Origin of the sequence: Aquimarina sp. AD1 (genome assembly GCF_003443695.1) — a bacterium.
Lineage (GTDB): Bacteria > Bacteroidota > Bacteroidia > Flavobacteriales > Flavobacteriaceae > Aquimarina > Aquimarina latercula.
Map to the genome: position 1 here is coordinate 3,477,789 of NZ_CP031966.1, position 17,579 is coordinate 3,495,367.

Genomic DNA, 17,579 nt, shown 5'->3' on the forward strand with positions numbered 1-17,579 from the left:
CTGTATTATTTCTTAAAAAGATCATATTTCAAACCAAAAGTAAGGCGTCTTTCGTAATATTCTGCCTGCATTGTTCTTTCTGATATTCCCTGATAAAAACGTAGTGGTTGATTGGTAATATTATTTAAATCTGCATAAACACTTAAATTCTTCGTAATTGCATAGCTTACATTAAAATCCAGAAAAAACTGTTTATCATAATACCTGTCTTCAAAAGAGTTTCCACCTATCTCATCTATATATGCATCAGAAAAATTGGCAGACAATCGTAAGCTTAGCTTATTGTTGTTATATCCTAAAGATCCGTTAAACATATTTGGTGATGTATTCGGAAGATCGAGATCTGATCGTTCTTCTCCATCTTCATTTCGGATTCCATCTGCACTAGAAGTAAGAAATGTGTAATTAAGATATACACTAAAATTCTTAGCAAAACCAGGTAAAAAATCTAGTTGACGTTGAATAGATAACTCTGCTCCAAAAATAGAAGCCTTTTCTCCATTAAGTGGCTGAAAAATATCAAACCCCTCTGTACCTGTACCAAATCGATCATCCTCAGTTTCTCCTCTAAAAGTATAAATAAAATTATCTATTTTTTTGTAAAATAAACCTCCAGATAATATTCCAACTGATTTAAAATAATGTTCAGCCATTACATCAAAATTCATAGAAGTAGTTGGGTCAAGATCAGGGTTACCTGTAACAATCTCCTCATCCCCAAATAATACATCAAGAGACGGCACTAAATCAACATAATTGGGTCTTGCTAATGTATTGGTCCAAGCAAATCTAAAAACGGTTTGCGAATTAAGATCATATTTCAAATGTATTCCTGGCAACACATTTATATATGATTGCTCTTCTGTTACTTCACCCACTCTATTTTCTTCATCTTCAATTTGATTTCCAGTAGCATTAATTTTGGTATGTTCTAATCTAATACCTGCCAATACGCTAAACTTTTCTGAAAGCTTTTGATTCGCCATAAGATATCCTGCCAACACATCTTCTTCTACATCATAATTAGCTCTTAAAAACTCATCAGGAACCGATTCTCCATCTACAAGACTAAGGCTTCCCAACCATCTTTCATCTGCATATAATCCAGCTTGGTATTGACTTCCAGCAAGAAAATCAGGATCACTATAACTACGGGTAGGAACATTTCCCAACGTAGGAACACTTCCTTCTAAATCAAATTCAAAAAAGTCATTATCTCTTAATTTACTTTTCAATCTACTTCGTATTCCAAACTTTATAGTTCCATTACCATTACCAAAAAAATCAGAGGATAATTCAGCATTTACAAAGAAGTTAATATCTTGCTCTTCTGTATATTGATTTTCTTCGGTAATCTCACCAAATTCAAAAGCAGATACATCATTAGCATCAGCACTATTAACAGGCGTATATATCGGAAATTCTGGATCAGAGTTATCATTAATTATACTATATTCTGATTGATATTCCGCATATCTTTCATTAAGCCTTTCCTCCGATGCTTTAGCAAATGAGGCCATCCAATCTATCTTAACATTCCCAAACAAATGATCTCCACCTAAACTATAATTCTGCATACGCTGATCTTCTAATCTTCGATTTTTACTCCTATTATTATCTATTCCGCCTTTCGTTTGTCGCGCTACTTCGACAGGAAAACGGGTAAGATTTCCATTTACCACCTCAAAATCGCCTGCTTCGATATCTTCCGCATCTAACATTTGATGCTCTAAACGAAACCTATTTTCTCTATCATCGCGCCAGTTATAGATTGTTTTCAGATACATCGAATTGTTATTATCAAATTCGTAATCAAAATTTGCTGCAAAACTTCTTCTAATTCTCTGAACGAGATATGTTCTTATCTGAAATTCATTAGTATACGGATTTACAGAAACCTCATCTAATATTGGTTCGCCATCAGCATCATCGACACCTGTATAAAACTCAAACTCATCTGTCCATTGCGCCTCGATATTGTCAGACCCAAAATCATTATCGTTAATTGATGCTGATAACATCCATCCAAACTTTTTGTTTTTAGATCGATCTCCAACTAAAAAGGAACCATTTAATATTCTTTTATCTGTAATGAAATTAATTCCTGAACCCAAGGTAGCAGAAAGCCTAAACCCTTGTGGAGCTGTTCTAGTTACTAGATTAACAGACCCTCCTAAAGCATCCGCCTCCATATCGGGAGTTACTGCCTTATTAACCTCTATGGTTTGAATCATATCGGACGGTATTAAATCCATTTGTACATTTCTATTATCACCTTCTGCAGAAGGGATTCTACTTCCATTTAATGTTACAGAATTTAACTGAGGAGATAAACCTCTTACAATAATATTTCGTGCCTCTCCTTGATCTACCTGCATAGTTATCCCTGGAATACGCTTTACCGCATCTCCAATGTTAGCATCAGGAAATTTTCCTATTTGATCCGTTGATACTACATTAGTAATATTAATATTATTCTTCTGCGTATTTAAAGCTCTTGCTTGCCCGCTATTTCCATAAGCCGAAATAGTAACATCATCTAATTGAACACCTTCTGCTTGTAGTGATAAAGAGACAAAAGTAGTTCGAGAAGAAGAGACATTTACTTTTTTTTGTAAATCAGCATATCCAAGATATTTCACTAAGATCATATAACTACCTTCCTCTATATTTATAAGTGTAAACTTTCCGTCAAAATCAGAAATGGTTGCTTTGTTTATCGAATTAATTATAATAGAAGCTCCTGGCATGGAAATTCCATTCTCATCGGTAATAATTCCTTTAACAGAACCTTTCTGAGCATGTACAAAATGTATACTCAAAAAGAAAATGAGCGTTACAGATACTAATTTTAGTAATTTGATTGGTGTCATTTGTTAGTGTTTTAAAATCACTATAAAACTACTACTACACAATGTTTTACTTTAAAAACGTAAAGCAACAAAGGATAAACATTTTTCTTAATAACGATAAACAACAAGGCAACAATTAAGATTTATTTACATTACAATAACATAGACTAAAAGAACAGTGTATTTTTCTGGTTTTTATTACAAAGCAATCATAAAATTAACCAACTCTTCTTTCTGATTGATAGGTAATTTTTTTCGTAATCGATAACGAGCTACTCTTACACTATCTGGAGTAACTCTAAGAATGGAAGCAATTTCTTTTGAAGATAAATTGAGTCGTAATAACATCCCTAAACGCAATTCTGAAGGTGATAGTTTGTCTTCAGATAACTGGGATAATCTCTTAATAAAATCTGGATGAATCTCTTTAAAAAAATTATGGAATTCGTCCCATTCTCTTTCTTGCTTTAAGTTGAAATTAATCTCTTTTACTATACGTTTTATATTGGTATTTACATCTATCCCTTTTCTATCCGCTATATTAGATAGGGTAGAAGACAAATCAGATAAAATTTTATTTTTCTGAGACAAATGAAGGCTATATCTGGATAATGTAGATGTCTTTAAGTGAATTTCCCTTTGTAAGTTTTTTTCTTCAAACTCCTTCTTCTCTAATTCTGCTTTCAAAGTTCTTTGTTCAAACTCCTGAATTTTTAAGCTCTCTTTCCCTTTCTTTCGATAATAAATATATAGGACACTTACAATTAACATAATAGCAGCTAAACTAACTAATAACAGATTTTGATTAGCACGACTAATTTCTTTTTGTTGCAATAATGTACTTATTTGAGCTTCTTTTCGTTTGGTTTCATAAATTACCTGAAGTGTATTTAGTTGATTAATGTTTTCAGACAGAATAAGCTCTTCATTAATTTTTTCACTTTTGGAAAGATGATCAAAAGCTTTTTTAAAATCTCCCATAAGGTTATAAGTTTTAGAAAGATCCTTGTGAGCGCTTTTAATTTGATATTTATCATGAAAATACAGTGCCCATTGATGCGCTTTATTGGTATATTCGATAGCCTTACTATAATTTCCAGTTTTTCTACATATATCTCCTAGATTATTAAAAACACTGATTTTTCCAGCCTTATCCATTTTTTCAAAGTACTCATTTGACTTTTTAAAATATTCATAAGCTACATCATACTGTTCTAAATCTTCGTATATACTTCCTAAGTTTTCATTTACAACAGCAACACCTTCAATATTCTGAAGTTCCGAGAATATTTTAAGACTCTCTTTTTGATATTGCAAAGCGCTAAGGTAATCGCCTTCTTTTTCAAAACAAGACCCTAGCAATCTTTTAGCAATAGCTACTCCTTTTTTATATCCGAATTTAGAGGATATTAATTTGCTCTGATTAAAATACTGCTTGGCTTTAGGAAAATTTTTTGTAGAGAGATATATGTTACCTATCTCGTTTTTCAGAAGGACAAAAAGAGTGTCTTTCTCTTCAATTAAAACTAGAGCCTTATTATATTGTTCTAAAGCTTCATCATATACTCTTGCATTTTGATAAAAGCTACCTAAAAGAAAATACTTCTCAGCAATACTAATAGGTGATCCTTTTTTCTGTGCAGTTCTTAACTCTACTCTTAAAACCTGCAATGCATCATTAATCTGTTTCTTATCTTTTTCTAAACTATTATCAACCTGTGCAACAACTTTACAAAAAGAAATGATTAACAATATACATATAAGTAACCATGACAATTCTTGTCTCATAACAATCTATTACAAAACTCTTACTAAAAAGTAAAAATCTTATAAATCTAGTGATACACCTATTATAGAATGTTATTTAGATATTATTTTTATGTTACACCTTAGTCTTTTATTTCCTCTTTCGGAAAATATAACTCATCCATACGGGATCATTTTCTTCGGACACCACAGATTGACGATCTACGAACTCCCAATTAGCAGCATTCATATAGTTTAACAAATCAGAAGTCCCTTCTAAATCTTCGATTTCCTTAATCGTAATCTGCTTACCTTCCAATGATCTTTGCTCTTGTACTTTCACCCTTTTAACTCGCCCACTATTATTAGCTTTTTGGACTACGATGATTTCTAAATAATCGTATTTTGGTATTTCCTGGGATATTCCTATGCTTGTGATTAATAGAAAAACAAAAAAGAACAAAATTTTATGCTTTGATAATTTCATAAGAGTTATAGTTTAAGAGTTATAGTTTAAATAAAAAGCCCTTTTCAAATTAATTTGAAAAGGGCTTCATCTTTATTACAAAGGAAAATATTCTTATGCTTCAAAAGGAACTATAGAAACATAAGATTTATTATCTTTTTTCTTAGTGAATTTAACTACACCATCTACTCTTGCGTGTAATGTGTGGTCTTTACCAGCATAAACATTCTCACCTGGTTTGTGTGCCGTACCTCTTTGTCTTACAATGATGTTACCGGCTATGGCAGCTTGTCCACCAAAAATCTTAACACCTAAACGTTTCGATTCTGATTCTCTACCATTCTTAGAACTACCAACTCCTTTTTTATGAGCCATTTTCTTAAGGTTTTATATCGTTAATAATAACGGAAATTATTTTTCAATCCCGCCGTCTAATTTATCTTGCCATTCTTTTAACTCGTCCCACTTACCATCAGCAGCCATTTCAGCTTGCTTAGGCCAAGTATCAGGAACGTGATTTCCACGTACGTCTTTAATGAACTCTGCAATTTGCTTAGGATCTGCTTTAGAAAGATCAGCAAAAGTAACGATTCCATTAGCCTTTAAAGTTTCAGCTATTTTTGGTCCGATACCTTCAATCTTTTTTAGATCATCCGCTTTAGCTGATTTCTTAGGAGCAGCTTTCTTTGGTGCTTCTTCCTTTTTAGGAGCAGCAACTTTAGCTTCTACTTTCTTTTCAGTTTTTGGTGCAGCTTTCTTAGCTTCTTTCTTTGGTGCAGCTTTTTTAGCTCCAGAAGCAACTATACTTTCAATTACGATTTCAGTAAGAGATTGACGGTGACCATTTTTAACACGGTATCCTTTACGTCTCTTTTTCTTAAAAACAATAACTTTATCACCTCTAAGGTGTCTTGTGATTTTTGCTCCTACTTGAGCTCCATCTATAGCCGGGGCGCCTAAAGTAACTTTGTCTCCATCTGCAGTAAGAAGTACTTTGTCAAAAGAAACTTTATCTCCTTCTTCTCCTGCTAAACGATGAACAAAAACTTTTTGGTCTTTTGCAACTTTAAATTGCTGCCCTGCTATCTCTACAATTGCGTACATAGCGTAACGTTTAATTAATTTTTTATATAAAGAACTATCACTTATCTAAAATAAGCGGATGCAAATATACTGCTAATTAATTAACTGACAAATATTTTACGCTTTTATAGGAGGAGAATTATGAGTTTTTTTTATGTTCCAGCTTTCTTTTAATAATTGCATAAAAGACAATGTTAAGACAAAGGTAGTTGCAAAACCCATAATAGCTGCTACAAACACTACTATTCCTACACCCACATGGTAATGCGAACTCCAATTAGCTAGCATTTCTGGAAGAAAATTAGTATTTATATTGGTAACATAAATAGCAAAGAAAATAGTAAAAATAAGAGTAGCATTGAACCCTGTGAACAATCCAGCCATAAAGCCTTTTTGATATTCAAATTCGCTTCTCTTTTCGAGTTTATAATCTTTCATAGCTTTATACAATCCAAAAGCAACAATTATTCCATTACCTAAACTAAAAACGGGATTTGTTTGCACCCCAAATAATGATAAAATTAGAAAATACGCAATCAGCCCTACTGCGATTAAAGAACCATATCTAACGGGAATTGTAGACTTTTTCATAATTTTTATTATTTAGATTTAACAGAAATTTATGGATAATTAGTCATTCTTTGGCTTAAAGAACTGTTAATTTATTAAAAACAAGTACTTTAGGTCGATAAAATTCTTTTTCGTTAAAATCATAACAAAATGCGATCTTTGCAAAAATTCAATAAACAAAATTATTACTAATGAAAAATAAACTTTACACAATCGCTTGTGCGCTCTTGATTGGAATTTCCGGAAGTGCGCAGGAAGTAGAATTTACAGAATATGACTTAGATAATGGTCTACATGTAATTTTACATCAAGAAAATAAAGCACCTGTAGTAACTGTAGGTGTTATGTATCATGTAGGAGCAAAAGATGAAGAAAAAGGAAGAACTGGTTTTGCTCATTTTTTCGAACACCTATTATTCGAAGGGACAGAAAACATAGAAAGAGGAAAGTGGTTTGATATCGTTTCTGCAAACGGTGGAAGAAACAACGCTAACACTACTCAGGATAGAACTTATTACTACGAAACATTACCTTCTAACAACCTAGAACTAGGGTTATGGATGGAGTCTGAACGTATGCTACATCCTGTAATCAATAAAATTGGAGTAGACACCCAGAATGAAGTAGTAAAGGAAGAAAAAAGACAACGAATAGATAATGCACCATATGGTAAAATTATTTACAAGACAGGTATAAATAAATATCTATTCAAAAAACACCCTTATGGTCAATCTGTGATCGGAAGTATGGAAGACCTTGATGCTGCTAAACTTGATGAATTCGTAGCTTTTAATAAAAAATACTATAATCCAAATAATGCAACCTTAGTAGTAGCCGGAGATATCCAAATTGAAGATGCTAAGAAAATGATTTCGGATTATTTTGGATCTATTAAAAATAATGGAGAAAAAATAACAAGAACGACAATAGTAGAAGATCCTATCACATCAGAAATCACTGCGGTAGAAAAAGATGCAAACATCCAAATCCCTGCAAAAGTATTAGTTTACAGAACACCTAAGCAAACTGAAAAAGATGCCTATGTATTAGATTATATTTCTACTATTTTAACAGGAGGAAACAGCTCTAGAATGCAGAAAAACATGGTAGAGGATAAAAAAATGGCATTACAGGTAATTGCCTTTACGGATTCTCAAGAAGACTATGGTACTTACCTAATGGGTGCTTTACCTCTTGGGGACGTTAGTTTAGATAAACTTCTAGCAGAAATGGATAGCGAAATCGAAAAGTTACAAAATGAACTAATTTCTGAAAGAGAATTCAAAAAACTTCAGAATCAATTTGAAAATAACTTCGTAAACTCTAACTCCAGTATCGAAGGAATTGCAAATTCACTGGCTCGTTACAACATGCTTTATGACGATACTAATCTTATCAATAAAGAAATTGAAATCTACAGATCAATTACCAGAGAAGACATTCAAAATGTTGCTAAGAAATATCTGAATAAAAATCAACGTCTTAATCTTGACTACTTACCGGAGTCAAGCAAATAATATAAATGAATACAGAAATGAAAAAAAATATAACCTTTATCATAGCTTTTTTATTGGTTGCAATAAGTGCTCAAGCACAGATAGATCGATCAAAAATGCCAAAATCAGGACCTACTCCTGTTATAAATTTAGGAGAGCCATATACATTTAAAATGGGCAATGGACTTACCGTTCTTGTTGTAGAAAACAAAAAACTACCAAGAATCACAGTTAGCTTATCATTAGATAACCCACCAAATGCCGAAGGCGATAAAGCAGGAATCGAAGGAATTGTATCCCAAATAATGGGAAAAGGGACTAAAAAAATTAGCAAAGATGCTTTTAACGAGGAAGTCGATTTTCTTGGTGCTTTCATCAATACTGGAGCATCAGGTGGATTTGCGCAATCTTTATCTAAATATTCTGATCGAATCATCGAACTTTTTGCAAAAGCTTCCTTAAATCCAAACTTTACGCAAGAGGAACTAGACCTTGAAAAGAAAAAACTTATCGAAGGTGTTAAATCAGGAGAAAATAGTGCAGAAGCGGTTGCTGATCGAGTAAGAAGCGTTCTTGGTTACGGAAAAAATCACCCAGCTGGAGAGTATATTACAGAAAAAACAATTAATAATATCACCTTAGCAGATGTAGAAACATACTACAGAAACAACTTTGTCCCTGCAAATGCATATATGGTAATTAGTGGAGACATCAGTAATGATAAAGCTAAAGAATTAGTAGAAAAGAATTTTACTTCTTGGAAAGCTGGAAAAGCTCCTTCTTTTGGAATGCCAGAAGTTAAAGACGCGCAATACAGACAGATCAATTTTATCGATATGCCGAATGCTGTACAAACAGAAATGGCTGTAATGAGCGTTTCTAATCTAAAGATGGCTGACGAAGATCATCACGCTGCATTGGTAGCTAACTATGTTTTAGGAGGGTCATTTGGTAGTTATATCAATATGAACCTAAGAGAAGAGCACGGGTACACATATGGAGGACGATCTACATTACCAAGAAACAAAAACTTTAAAACGCTATTTAGAGCTACAGCTAAAGTAAGAAATATGGTAACAGATAGTGCTGTTGTAGAAACTCTAAAAGAAATTAAAAGAATCAGAACTGAAGATGTAGATGACGAAGTATTAAAAAATGCGAAAGCAAAATTCTTAGGAGACTTTATTCTAGCTTCCGAAAATGATAGAACAATAGCAGCAAGAAGTATTGATATCAAAACTCAAAATCTTCCAAAAGATTTTTACGAAACTTTTATTGCAAAAATCAACGCAGTTAGCAAAGCTGATATTAAAAGGATTGCTAACAAATATTTTAATCTAGACAAAGCTAGAATTGTATTAGTTGGTAAAGGAAGTGATGTTCTAGAAAACCTAGAAAAAATTAGCTTCGAAGGAAAGAAAATTCCTGTTCTATATTTTGACAAATATGGAAACAAAACTGAAAAACCTGATTACAATGCAGCTACCCCAGAGGGAGTTACTGCCCAGTCAGTTTTAGATAATTATTTAAAAGCTATTGGCGGTAAAGATAAATTGACAGCAGTACAATCTACCTTCACTACAGCCGAAGCATCTATGGGAGGAGCAACACTACAGATGATATCTAAAGTTACTTCGAAAAACCAAACGCTTACTGATATATTATTTGGAGGCAACTCTGTAAACAAAAATGTGTTCGACGGTACTAAAGGATATGCTATGGCTCAAGGTCAAAAAATTGACTATACAGAAGCTCAGATTGCTGATGCAAAAAAAGAAATATACCCTTTCCCGGAACTAAAAAATACAGATGCTAAACTAGAAGGTCTTGAACCTTACGAAAATGGTAAAGCTTATAAAGTTAAAATAAGCGATAAGAGAACCTCTTATTTCGATACAGAAACAGGATTAAAAATAAAAGATATTGTAATCCAGGAACAAGGAGGTCAAAAAATACCTTCTACAATTGGATATAGCAACTACAAAGAAGTTAATGGAATCAAATTCCCTCATACAATGTCAATATCTGCTGGTCCACAGAAGTTTGATTTTAATGTTTCAGAAATTAAAATTAACGAAGGAGTAACAGAAGAAGATTTTAAATAAAATCTATAACTCACTTATTTATAAAGGTCCGTTCTAATAAACGGGCCTTTATTTTTTTCGATTAGCGATATATACTCCTAAAATTATTATCCCAGCAGCAATTACTTGATAAAAAGAAAATTCTTCGCCATCCAGCAACCCCCACATTAAAGCTACTATCGGAATTGTATACGTTACCGAAGTGGCAAAAACAGGACTACTCATTTGAACTAATTTATTGAATAAAACCTTAGCAATTCCGGTTCCCACTACTGCAAGAATAGAAATATACATCAAACTCGTATGTACTTCTGGATTACTTATTACCGTATTATTAAAAAAATCAGAATAATATAACACTACAAGAGAAGGAATTACTAACACAATAAAATTACCATTAGCTATCGCCATAGGAGAAATTTCTTGCATATAACGTTTTATAATATTCACATTGGTTGCATAACAAACCGAAGCACAAAGCACTAACGCTGCGTACCAATAATTCTGATTAGGATTTATAGAAGCTCCTTCCCAAATAAGAGCCAAACATCCAATTAACCCAACGACAACACCAATTAATTGATTTCTACTAAATCGAATCGAGAATAGCAGCACCCCTAATATTAAGGTAACAAGCGGAGTTGTAGAATTAAGAACAGAAGCAATACCACTATCTATTTCCGTTTCTGCAAAAGCAAATAAAAATGCCGGAATAAATGTCCCTAAAAAACCAGAAATAACAATCCACTTCCATTCTCCTTTCTTAATGGTTTTCATACTTCTGAAACCAATCAGGAATAAAAAAATTGCTGCGAACAGAGTCCTTAAAGCCCCTAACTGCATAGGAGTAAGACCTATCAACGACTTCTTAATTAATATAAACGAACTACCCCATACTAGCGAAAGTATCGCAAGATATATCCATTTTAGTTTTGAGTTTTGCATCGATCATTTTATAAGCTGCAAAAATCAATAAAATTAAACAAGCGATACTCTTTTATGTAGAAAAATTAACGAACGTTTAGCGTTCTTCTTCCCATTGAATTGTTTCCATAAAATGAACAACATCATTTCTTAAATATTTCGCTGCAGGAAGAATGGAATCATAATTTGGTTTTACTTTAAAGTACACTGAACCAGAAACAAAATGATTAAGACTATCTGTTACATAAAATTGGCAAGAAGAAGCAGCATTTCCTGTAACCTCAAAAATGCTTCCATAAACTTTTTTTTCTCGTAGAATAAAATCTTTTTGATCTATTCCATCAGCTTTAATATGGTGTTCTTGTGTTAAGTTTTGTGCATCTCTTAATAACGAATCTAAGTTCTTATCCACATTGTAATACGAAACATAAATAGTTGCATTCAGCTTCGGGTAATCTATATTATACCAACATTCTTTATTGTTTTTAGCTTTTTTAAAATTTGCAATATTATTCTTCTCAAAAGTATACGAACAATCTAGTGAAGCCTTTTCATATTTTGGTGTTGGATAAGCCAACCGTAACATTCCTTTAGGCTTTGGTAAAACATCTCCACCACAAGAACATAAAGCACTTGCAACTGCAATCACAAAAAAATTATATATTTTACTCTTCATTAATCGTTAATTTAATCCTTTTGATACGTTTATTATCTAGAGATTCTATTTTAAAAACATATTCTTCTAATACAATTACATCTCCTCTTTTAGGAAAGCTTCCGGATATCTCCAATAGCAATCCTGCAATCGTTTCTGCATCCCCTTTTTTACTCTCAAAAACTGTTTGATCTTCCAACTTCAATACTTTATAAAAATCTTTTAAAGAAGTTCTTCCTTCGAACACATAATTGAGATCATCTAACTTAGAAAATATTAAATCTTCATCATCAAATTCATCACTAATATCCCCAACTATTTCTTCAATAATATCCTCTAAAGAAATCAAACCACTTGTTCCACCATATTCGTCTACTACAATTGCCAAATGATTCTTTTTATTCTTAAAATCATTAAGCAAATCATCTAACTTTTTGTTTTCCGGAACAAAATAAGGTTCTCTTACAAGATCTACCCAATTATAATCTTTATGATTGATATAAGGCAATAAATCCTTTACATAAAGAATACCAATAACTTTGTCAATACTATCTTCATATACTGGAATACGAGAATATCCTTTTTCTATAATTTCAGGAATAACCTCGGTATATTTCATATCGCGATTTAAGGCAAAAATATCTATCCTAGGTTTCATTACCTGTTTAGTATCAGTATTACCAAAAGAAACAATACCTTCTAAAATTTTCTTCTCCTCAGAAGTAGTATCGGTGTCTGAGGTTAACTCCAACGCTTGTGATAATTGATCAACACTGATATTAGATTTCTGCTTACCTAATTTATTATGAATTCGTATCGTCACACCTCTCATTGGTAAACTAATCGGAGTAATAACCCAGTCCAAAATTCTTAATGGTCTTGCCATAAAATTGGCAAATTTCACTTTATTTCTACTCGCATATATCTTTGGTAAAATTTCTCCAAATAATAAAATAAGGAATGCTACAATAATTACCTCTACAACAAATCTTACATCCATCCAACCCCACCAAATGATATCAAGATCTTTAAAATAAATCTCTCCTAAAGCATCAAAGAGTAATACAATAGCAATATTTATAAAATTATTAGCCACTAATATTGTAGCTAACAATTTCTTTGGCCTACTTAATAACTTTGATATTATCTTTTGATTTGCAGTTTCTTCTTCTCCTTCTATTTTAAGATCTGAGGGAGTAAGCGAAAATAAAGAAACCTCACTACCCGAGATTAAAGCAGAACAAATCAATAGTAAAATAAGGGCAAGTAAATTAATTGCCTGCATGGAATCAAAAGCAACAAATAAAACAAATAAAGGTTCGGGATCAGGATCCAAATTATAGCGGTTTAGTTAAACATATTAAAACGGAAGATCATCTTCTTCCATTTCTGTAGATGGGGATGATATCGATTGTGTTGTACCTACTGAAGGGTTTGCATTACTTACCGGCTGACTGCTTGCAGTTGTTTCGGATTGTTGTCCTTCCGTTTTTGGAGTCAAAAATGTAAAATCGGTACACTGTATCTCTGTATTATATCGATCTTTTCCTTGTTCATCTTGCCATTTTCTAGTTTTAAGACGACCTTCAATATATACTTTATCTCCTTTCTTTAAATATTTTTCACAGATTTCAGCTGCTTTATTACGCACCACAATATTGTGCCATTCTGTAGAAGTAACTCTCTCTCCAGTGGTTTTGTTTACATAAGAATCATTAGTTGCCAGCGGAAATCTGCCAATACAGTTTCCTCCTTCAAAATAATGCATCTTTACTTCATCTCCTGTATGACCAATAAGCATTACCTTATTCAACGTTCCAGACATATCCTTTATTATTTATAGTAAATGTAATAAAAAAGCATCATACCTAAAAAAAGCTATCTATAAAATTACCTAATAATATAGGAACTGGATATTCGCGAATATTATCTATTTTAACCTGCTCTAGTTCAGTATTGATTTTGGGCTTTTTGTTGGTTTTTATGATATAAAATCGAGTATATAAGTGCTGGTGCGAAAGTTTATGTATTTTAAATGTTTCTTCATAGCAAGTGATATCATAAGATAAATCTCCTAATAAACTTTTAAACAGAACATGTTCTTTTATATAATCAAGGTCTACGTCATTCTCGCTTTCTATCAGTGGAAACTCGTATAAATTCTGCCAGATGCCTTTGCCTGTTCGTTGTTTAATAATAGTATATTGATCACTGACAGAAAATATCAGGTAATTGAAATATCTTTTCTTGACTTTAGTTTTTTTCAATTTAACCGGTAATGATGTAACTGTTCCTTTATTTAATGACTCACAACTATCATTTAATGGACAAACGATACAATATGGATTTTGTGGCTTACACTGCAACGCTCCAAATTCCATAATCGCCTGATTATAGGTAGCGGGTTGCTCTGGATCAATTAACTCAAAAGCAATTTTCTTAAACTCTTTAATTCCTTGAGTACTATTAATAGGAGTGTTAATATTAAAATATCTAGATAAAACGCGATATACATTACCATCTACCACAGGAACCACTTCATTATAACATATCGAAGCTATAGCACTGGCGGTATAATCACCCACACCTTTTAGTTTTAATAAATCATTATAGTTAGAAGGAAAAATACCATTAAGCTCATTTGCTATATATTTCGCAGTAGCATGTAAATTTCTGGCTCTAGAATAATAACCTAATCCTTGCCATAGTTTTAGCACTTGTTCTTCTTCTGCATTTGCTAAATCAAAAACAGTAGGATACTGATCGGTAAATGACAAATAATATGGTAATCCTTGTGCAACTCGCGTCTGTTGAAGTATGATTTCGCTTAACCAAATGTGATATGGATCGATTGTTTCTCGCCATGGCATCGATCTTTTGTTTTGTAAGTACCACGTAATGAGTTTTTTATAAAAAATCATGTGAAAATTGTAAGTTTTGTAAAATTAAACCTTTAAAAGATGATAATTTCATCTTAAGTATTGATATTTTGGATTTTAAATTGCTATATTTGCCCCCTTGAAAATTTAAAAACCCCTAAATAGGTAATATAATGACTAAAGCAGATATTGTAGCAAAAATTTCAGAAAAACTAGGAATTGAAAAAGGAGATGTTCAGGCAACTGTTGAAACCTTTATGGAAGAAGTAAAAAGTTCTTTAGAGAGCGGTGATAATGTATACCTTAGAGGTTTTGGTAGCTTTATCATCAAAACAAGAGCTGAAAAAACTGGCCGTAACATTTCTAAAAACACTACAATCAAAATACCTGCACATAATATTCCTGCCTTTAAACCGGCAAAAGTATTTGTGGAAGGTGTAAAAACTAACGTAGAAGTTAAGTAACAATTAATAATCAATAAATAGACGCACTATGCCAAGTGGTAAAAAACGTAAAAGACACAAGGTAGCTACGCACAAGCGTAAAAAGAGAAGAAGAGCTAATCGCCATAAGAAAAAGTAGTTTTCTAACTACTTTTTCTATTTAAGAATGTTCTTTGAAATCGAAATAAAGTATCTTATATCACTACCTTTATAAGACTTTATTTCAACGGAATTATAAAATTCCTGTGAAAAAATTTGTTTAATCCATCTGTCTCGAATATATCGAGGTGGATAAAAATCTAATCAGAGTGAACAAAGAATTGATCATTAGATCTGGTTCCTCTACTGATTTTGCCTTATTAAAAGATGGAAAACTAATTGAATTACATAAGGAAGAAGACGACAGCAATTTTGCAGTAGGTGATATTTTTATTGCCAAAATCCGCAAAGCTGTTCCAGGTCTTAACGCTGCATTTGTAAATGTGGGTTATGAAAAAGATGCATTTCTGCATTACCACGATCTGGGCCCTCAAGTATCTTCTTTACTTAAATTCATTAAACGTGTAAGCACAGGTAAATTAAAAGATTATTCTCTTAAGAATTTTCCTTTTGAGAACGATATTGATAAACACGGAGTAATAACCGATGTGTTAAAATCAAATCAATCGCTATTAGTACAAATAGTAAAAGAACCTATTTCTACAAAAGGCCCTCGAATTAGCTCAGAGCTTTCGATTGCCGGTAGATATATTGTATTAGTACCTTTTTCTAACAGAGTATCTATTTCTCAGAAAATAGAATCATCAGAAGAAAAAGAACGTCTAAAAAGACTGGTAAAAAGTATTAAGCCAAAAGGTTTTGGAATTATTGTTCGTACTGTAGCAGAAGGCAAGAAAGTAGCAGAACTAGACAGAGATTTGCAAAACTTGGTGGGTCGCTGGGAGTCTATGTGTAAAAAATTATACAAAGCACCCCATCCATCAAAAATTTTAGGTGAAATGAATAGAGCATCCTCTATATTAAGAGATGTTTTTAATGACACCTTCACTTCGATCGTTGTAGATGAAGAAGATCTCTACAACCAAATCAAAGATTATCTGCAAGAAATTGCACCAAAAAAAGAATCTATCGTAAAGTTACACACGTCTAAAGTACCTGTTTTTGAAAAACATGGTATCGAACGACAAATCAAAACAAGTTTTGGTAAAACGGTATCCATGAGTAAGGGAGCCTATCTTGTAATCGAACACACTGAGGCAATGCACGTCATTGACGTAAATAGTGGAAATCGATCTAACAAAGCCAAAAACCAAGAAGACACTGCACTAGAAGTCAACCTAATCAGTGCATCCGAAGTAGCACGCCAACTACGTCTTAGGGATATGGGAGGTATTATTGTAGTCGATTTTATAGACATGAATAATGCTGATAACCGCAGAACACTTTTCAACCACTTACGTGAAGAGATGAAAGACGACAGGGCAAAGCATAAAATTTTACCGCCAAGTAAGTTTGGCCTGATTCAAATAACGCGACAGCGTGTACGACCAGAAATGAATATCAAAACCCGTGAGGAAAACCCTAACGGAGGAAATGGCGAAGTTGAGGCGCCAATAGTTTTAGTAGATAAAATAAAGGTCGATTTAGAAAAATTAATTAAAAAAGAACATAAAAAGTTAACGCTTAGCGCGCATCCTTTTATTGCAGCTTTTTTAACTAAAGGATTTCCATCCGCCCGATCTAAATGGTTCATGGACCATAAAAGATGGGTAAAAATTATACCTAGAGACGCTTACACGTATTTAGAATATCATTTCCACGATAAAGACGGAGAAATGATAAAATAAAATGAAACCCAGCTTACATTGTAGGCTGGGTTTTTTTGTTTATTATATTTGTAATAATGTACCATAAAACACCCGAATCAATTACCGTTACAGAAGCAATTAAAAAGATGGAGCACTACTGTGCTTATCAAGATCGTTGTCATAAGGATGTTTCTCAAAAACTTAATACTATGAAACTGATTCCTGAGGCAAAAGAAAAGATCATTCTACACCTTTTGGAACATAATTTTCTTAATGAAGAACGTTTTGCTAAAAGTTTTGCAAGAGGAAAATTCCGAATTAAGAAATGGGGTAAACAACGAATTATTAGAGAATTAAAATTCAGACAAATATCCGAATACTGTACTAAAGTAGCGTTAAAAGAAATCTCTGAAAATGAATACCTGGAAACTTTTCATGATTTGGCAGAAAAGAAATTTAATTCAATAACAGATTCGGACACCTTCAAAAAAAGAAAAAAACTAATTGATTATCTCCTCTATAGAGGGTGGGAAAACCAATTAGTTTTTGAGAAAATTAATGAGCTTTTTTAAT

Annotated in this window: 16 protein-coding genes; 5 read left to right on the plus strand and 11 right to left on the minus strand. The window is 32.6% G+C overall.

The window, feature by feature from the left end; translation table 11 throughout:
• Window positions 1–5 precede the first annotated feature (5 nt).
• The 6 genes from D1815_RS15060 to D1815_RS15085 all read right to left on the minus strand — a co-directional run bounded on the left by D1815_RS15060 (window position 6) and on the right by D1815_RS15085 (window position 6,738).
• Entirely contained in the window at window positions 6–2,873 is a 2,868-nt protein-coding gene (locus D1815_RS15060; protein WP_118387944.1) for a TonB-dependent receptor, read from the minus strand.
• 177 nt (window positions 2,874–3,050) lie between these two features.
• Entirely contained in the window at window positions 3,051–4,640 is a 1,590-nt protein-coding gene (locus D1815_RS15065; RefSeq protein WP_118387946.1) for a tetratricopeptide repeat protein, read from the minus strand.
• Between the two features lie 109 nt (window positions 4,641–4,749).
• On the minus strand, window positions 4,750–5,085 hold the full coding sequence (locus D1815_RS15070; protein WP_027394802.1) for a hypothetical protein: 336 nt from the start codon (window positions 5,083–5,085) through the stop codon (window positions 4,750–4,752).
• Between the two features lie 93 nt (window positions 5,086–5,178).
• Window positions 5,179–5,439: a 50S ribosomal protein L27 gene (rpmA, locus tag D1815_RS15075; protein WP_027394801.1), complete on the minus strand. Its 261-nt coding sequence runs from the start codon at window positions 5,437–5,439 to the stop codon at window positions 5,179–5,181.
• Window positions 5,440–5,475: 36 nt separating this feature from the next.
• Entirely contained in the window at window positions 5,476–6,168 is a 693-nt protein-coding gene (gene rplU / locus D1815_RS15080; RefSeq protein WP_027394800.1) for a 50S ribosomal protein L21, read from the minus strand.
• 96 nt (window positions 6,169–6,264) lie between these two features.
• Window positions 6,265–6,738 carry a DUF4199 domain-containing protein gene (locus tag D1815_RS15085; RefSeq protein ID WP_118387948.1) on the minus strand — a complete coding sequence of 158 codons (474 nt, stop codon included), beginning with the start codon at window positions 6,736–6,738 and terminating at the stop codon, window positions 6,265–6,267.
• A 170-nt stretch (window positions 6,739–6,908) separates the two neighbouring features.
• On the opposite strand from D1815_RS15085, the gene D1815_RS15090 reads away from it, so the two are divergent.
• Both D1815_RS15090 and D1815_RS15095 read left to right on the plus strand, forming a co-directional pair.
• Window positions 6,909–8,234, plus strand: a complete 1,326-nt coding sequence (locus tag D1815_RS15090) for a pitrilysin family protein (protein ID WP_027394798.1) — start codon at window positions 6,909–6,911, stop codon at window positions 8,232–8,234.
• Between the two features lie 17 nt (window positions 8,235–8,251).
• Window positions 8,252–10,318: a pitrilysin family protein gene (locus D1815_RS15095; protein WP_118390023.1), complete on the plus strand. Its 2,067-nt coding sequence runs from the start codon at window positions 8,252–8,254 to the stop codon at window positions 10,316–10,318.
• A gap of 48 nt (window positions 10,319–10,366) precedes the next feature.
• Here D1815_RS15095 and D1815_RS15100 read toward each other — a convergent pair whose 3' ends face one another.
• The 5 genes from D1815_RS15100 to mutY all read right to left on the minus strand — a co-directional run bounded on the left by D1815_RS15100 (window position 10,367) and on the right by mutY (window position 14,797).
• On the minus strand, window positions 10,367–11,242 hold the full coding sequence (locus D1815_RS15100; protein WP_118387950.1) for a DMT family transporter: 876 nt from the start codon (window positions 11,240–11,242) through the stop codon (window positions 10,367–10,369).
• 76 nt (window positions 11,243–11,318) lie between these two features.
• On the minus strand, window positions 11,319–11,897 hold the full coding sequence (gene gldD / locus D1815_RS15105; RefSeq protein ID WP_118387952.1) for a gliding motility lipoprotein GldD: 579 nt from the start codon (window positions 11,895–11,897) through the stop codon (window positions 11,319–11,321).
• The gene (locus D1815_RS15110) at window positions 11,887–13,212 is read right to left on the minus strand and encodes a gliding motility-associated protein GldE (RefSeq protein ID WP_162897367.1); all 1,326 of its coding nucleotides are present in this window, start codon (window positions 13,210–13,212) and stop codon (window positions 11,887–11,889) included. The genes gldD and D1815_RS15110 overlap by 11 nt, the downstream gene beginning before the upstream one ends.
• A gap of 24 nt (window positions 13,213–13,236) precedes the next feature.
• Window positions 13,237–13,701: a single-stranded DNA-binding protein gene (locus D1815_RS15115; protein WP_118387954.1), complete on the minus strand. Its 465-nt coding sequence runs from the start codon at window positions 13,699–13,701 to the stop codon at window positions 13,237–13,239.
• Between the two features lie 43 nt (window positions 13,702–13,744).
• On the minus strand, window positions 13,745–14,797 hold the full coding sequence (mutY, locus tag D1815_RS15120) for an A/G-specific adenine glycosylase (protein WP_118387956.1): 1,053 nt from the start codon (window positions 14,795–14,797) through the stop codon (window positions 13,745–13,747).
• Window positions 14,798–14,928: 131 nt separating this feature from the next.
• Between mutY and D1815_RS15125 the strand changes: the two genes are divergently transcribed.
• The 3 genes from D1815_RS15125 (at window position 14,929) to D1815_RS15135 (ending at window position 17,578) form a co-directional block, all read left to right on the plus strand.
• Window positions 14,929–15,219: an HU family DNA-binding protein gene (locus D1815_RS15125; RefSeq protein ID WP_024768281.1), complete on the plus strand. Its 291-nt coding sequence runs from the start codon at window positions 14,929–14,931 to the stop codon at window positions 15,217–15,219.
• 287 nt (window positions 15,220–15,506) lie between these two features.
• Window positions 15,507–17,045, plus strand: coding sequence for an Rne/Rng family ribonuclease (locus D1815_RS15130; protein WP_027394791.1), 1,539 nt, complete (start codon window positions 15,507–15,509; stop codon window positions 17,043–17,045).
• Window positions 17,046–17,101: 56 nt separating this feature from the next.
• Window positions 17,102–17,578, plus strand: coding sequence for a regulatory protein RecX (locus tag D1815_RS15135; protein WP_027394790.1), 477 nt, complete (start codon window positions 17,102–17,104; stop codon window positions 17,576–17,578).
• The last annotated feature ends 1 nt before the right edge of the window (window position 17,579 follow it).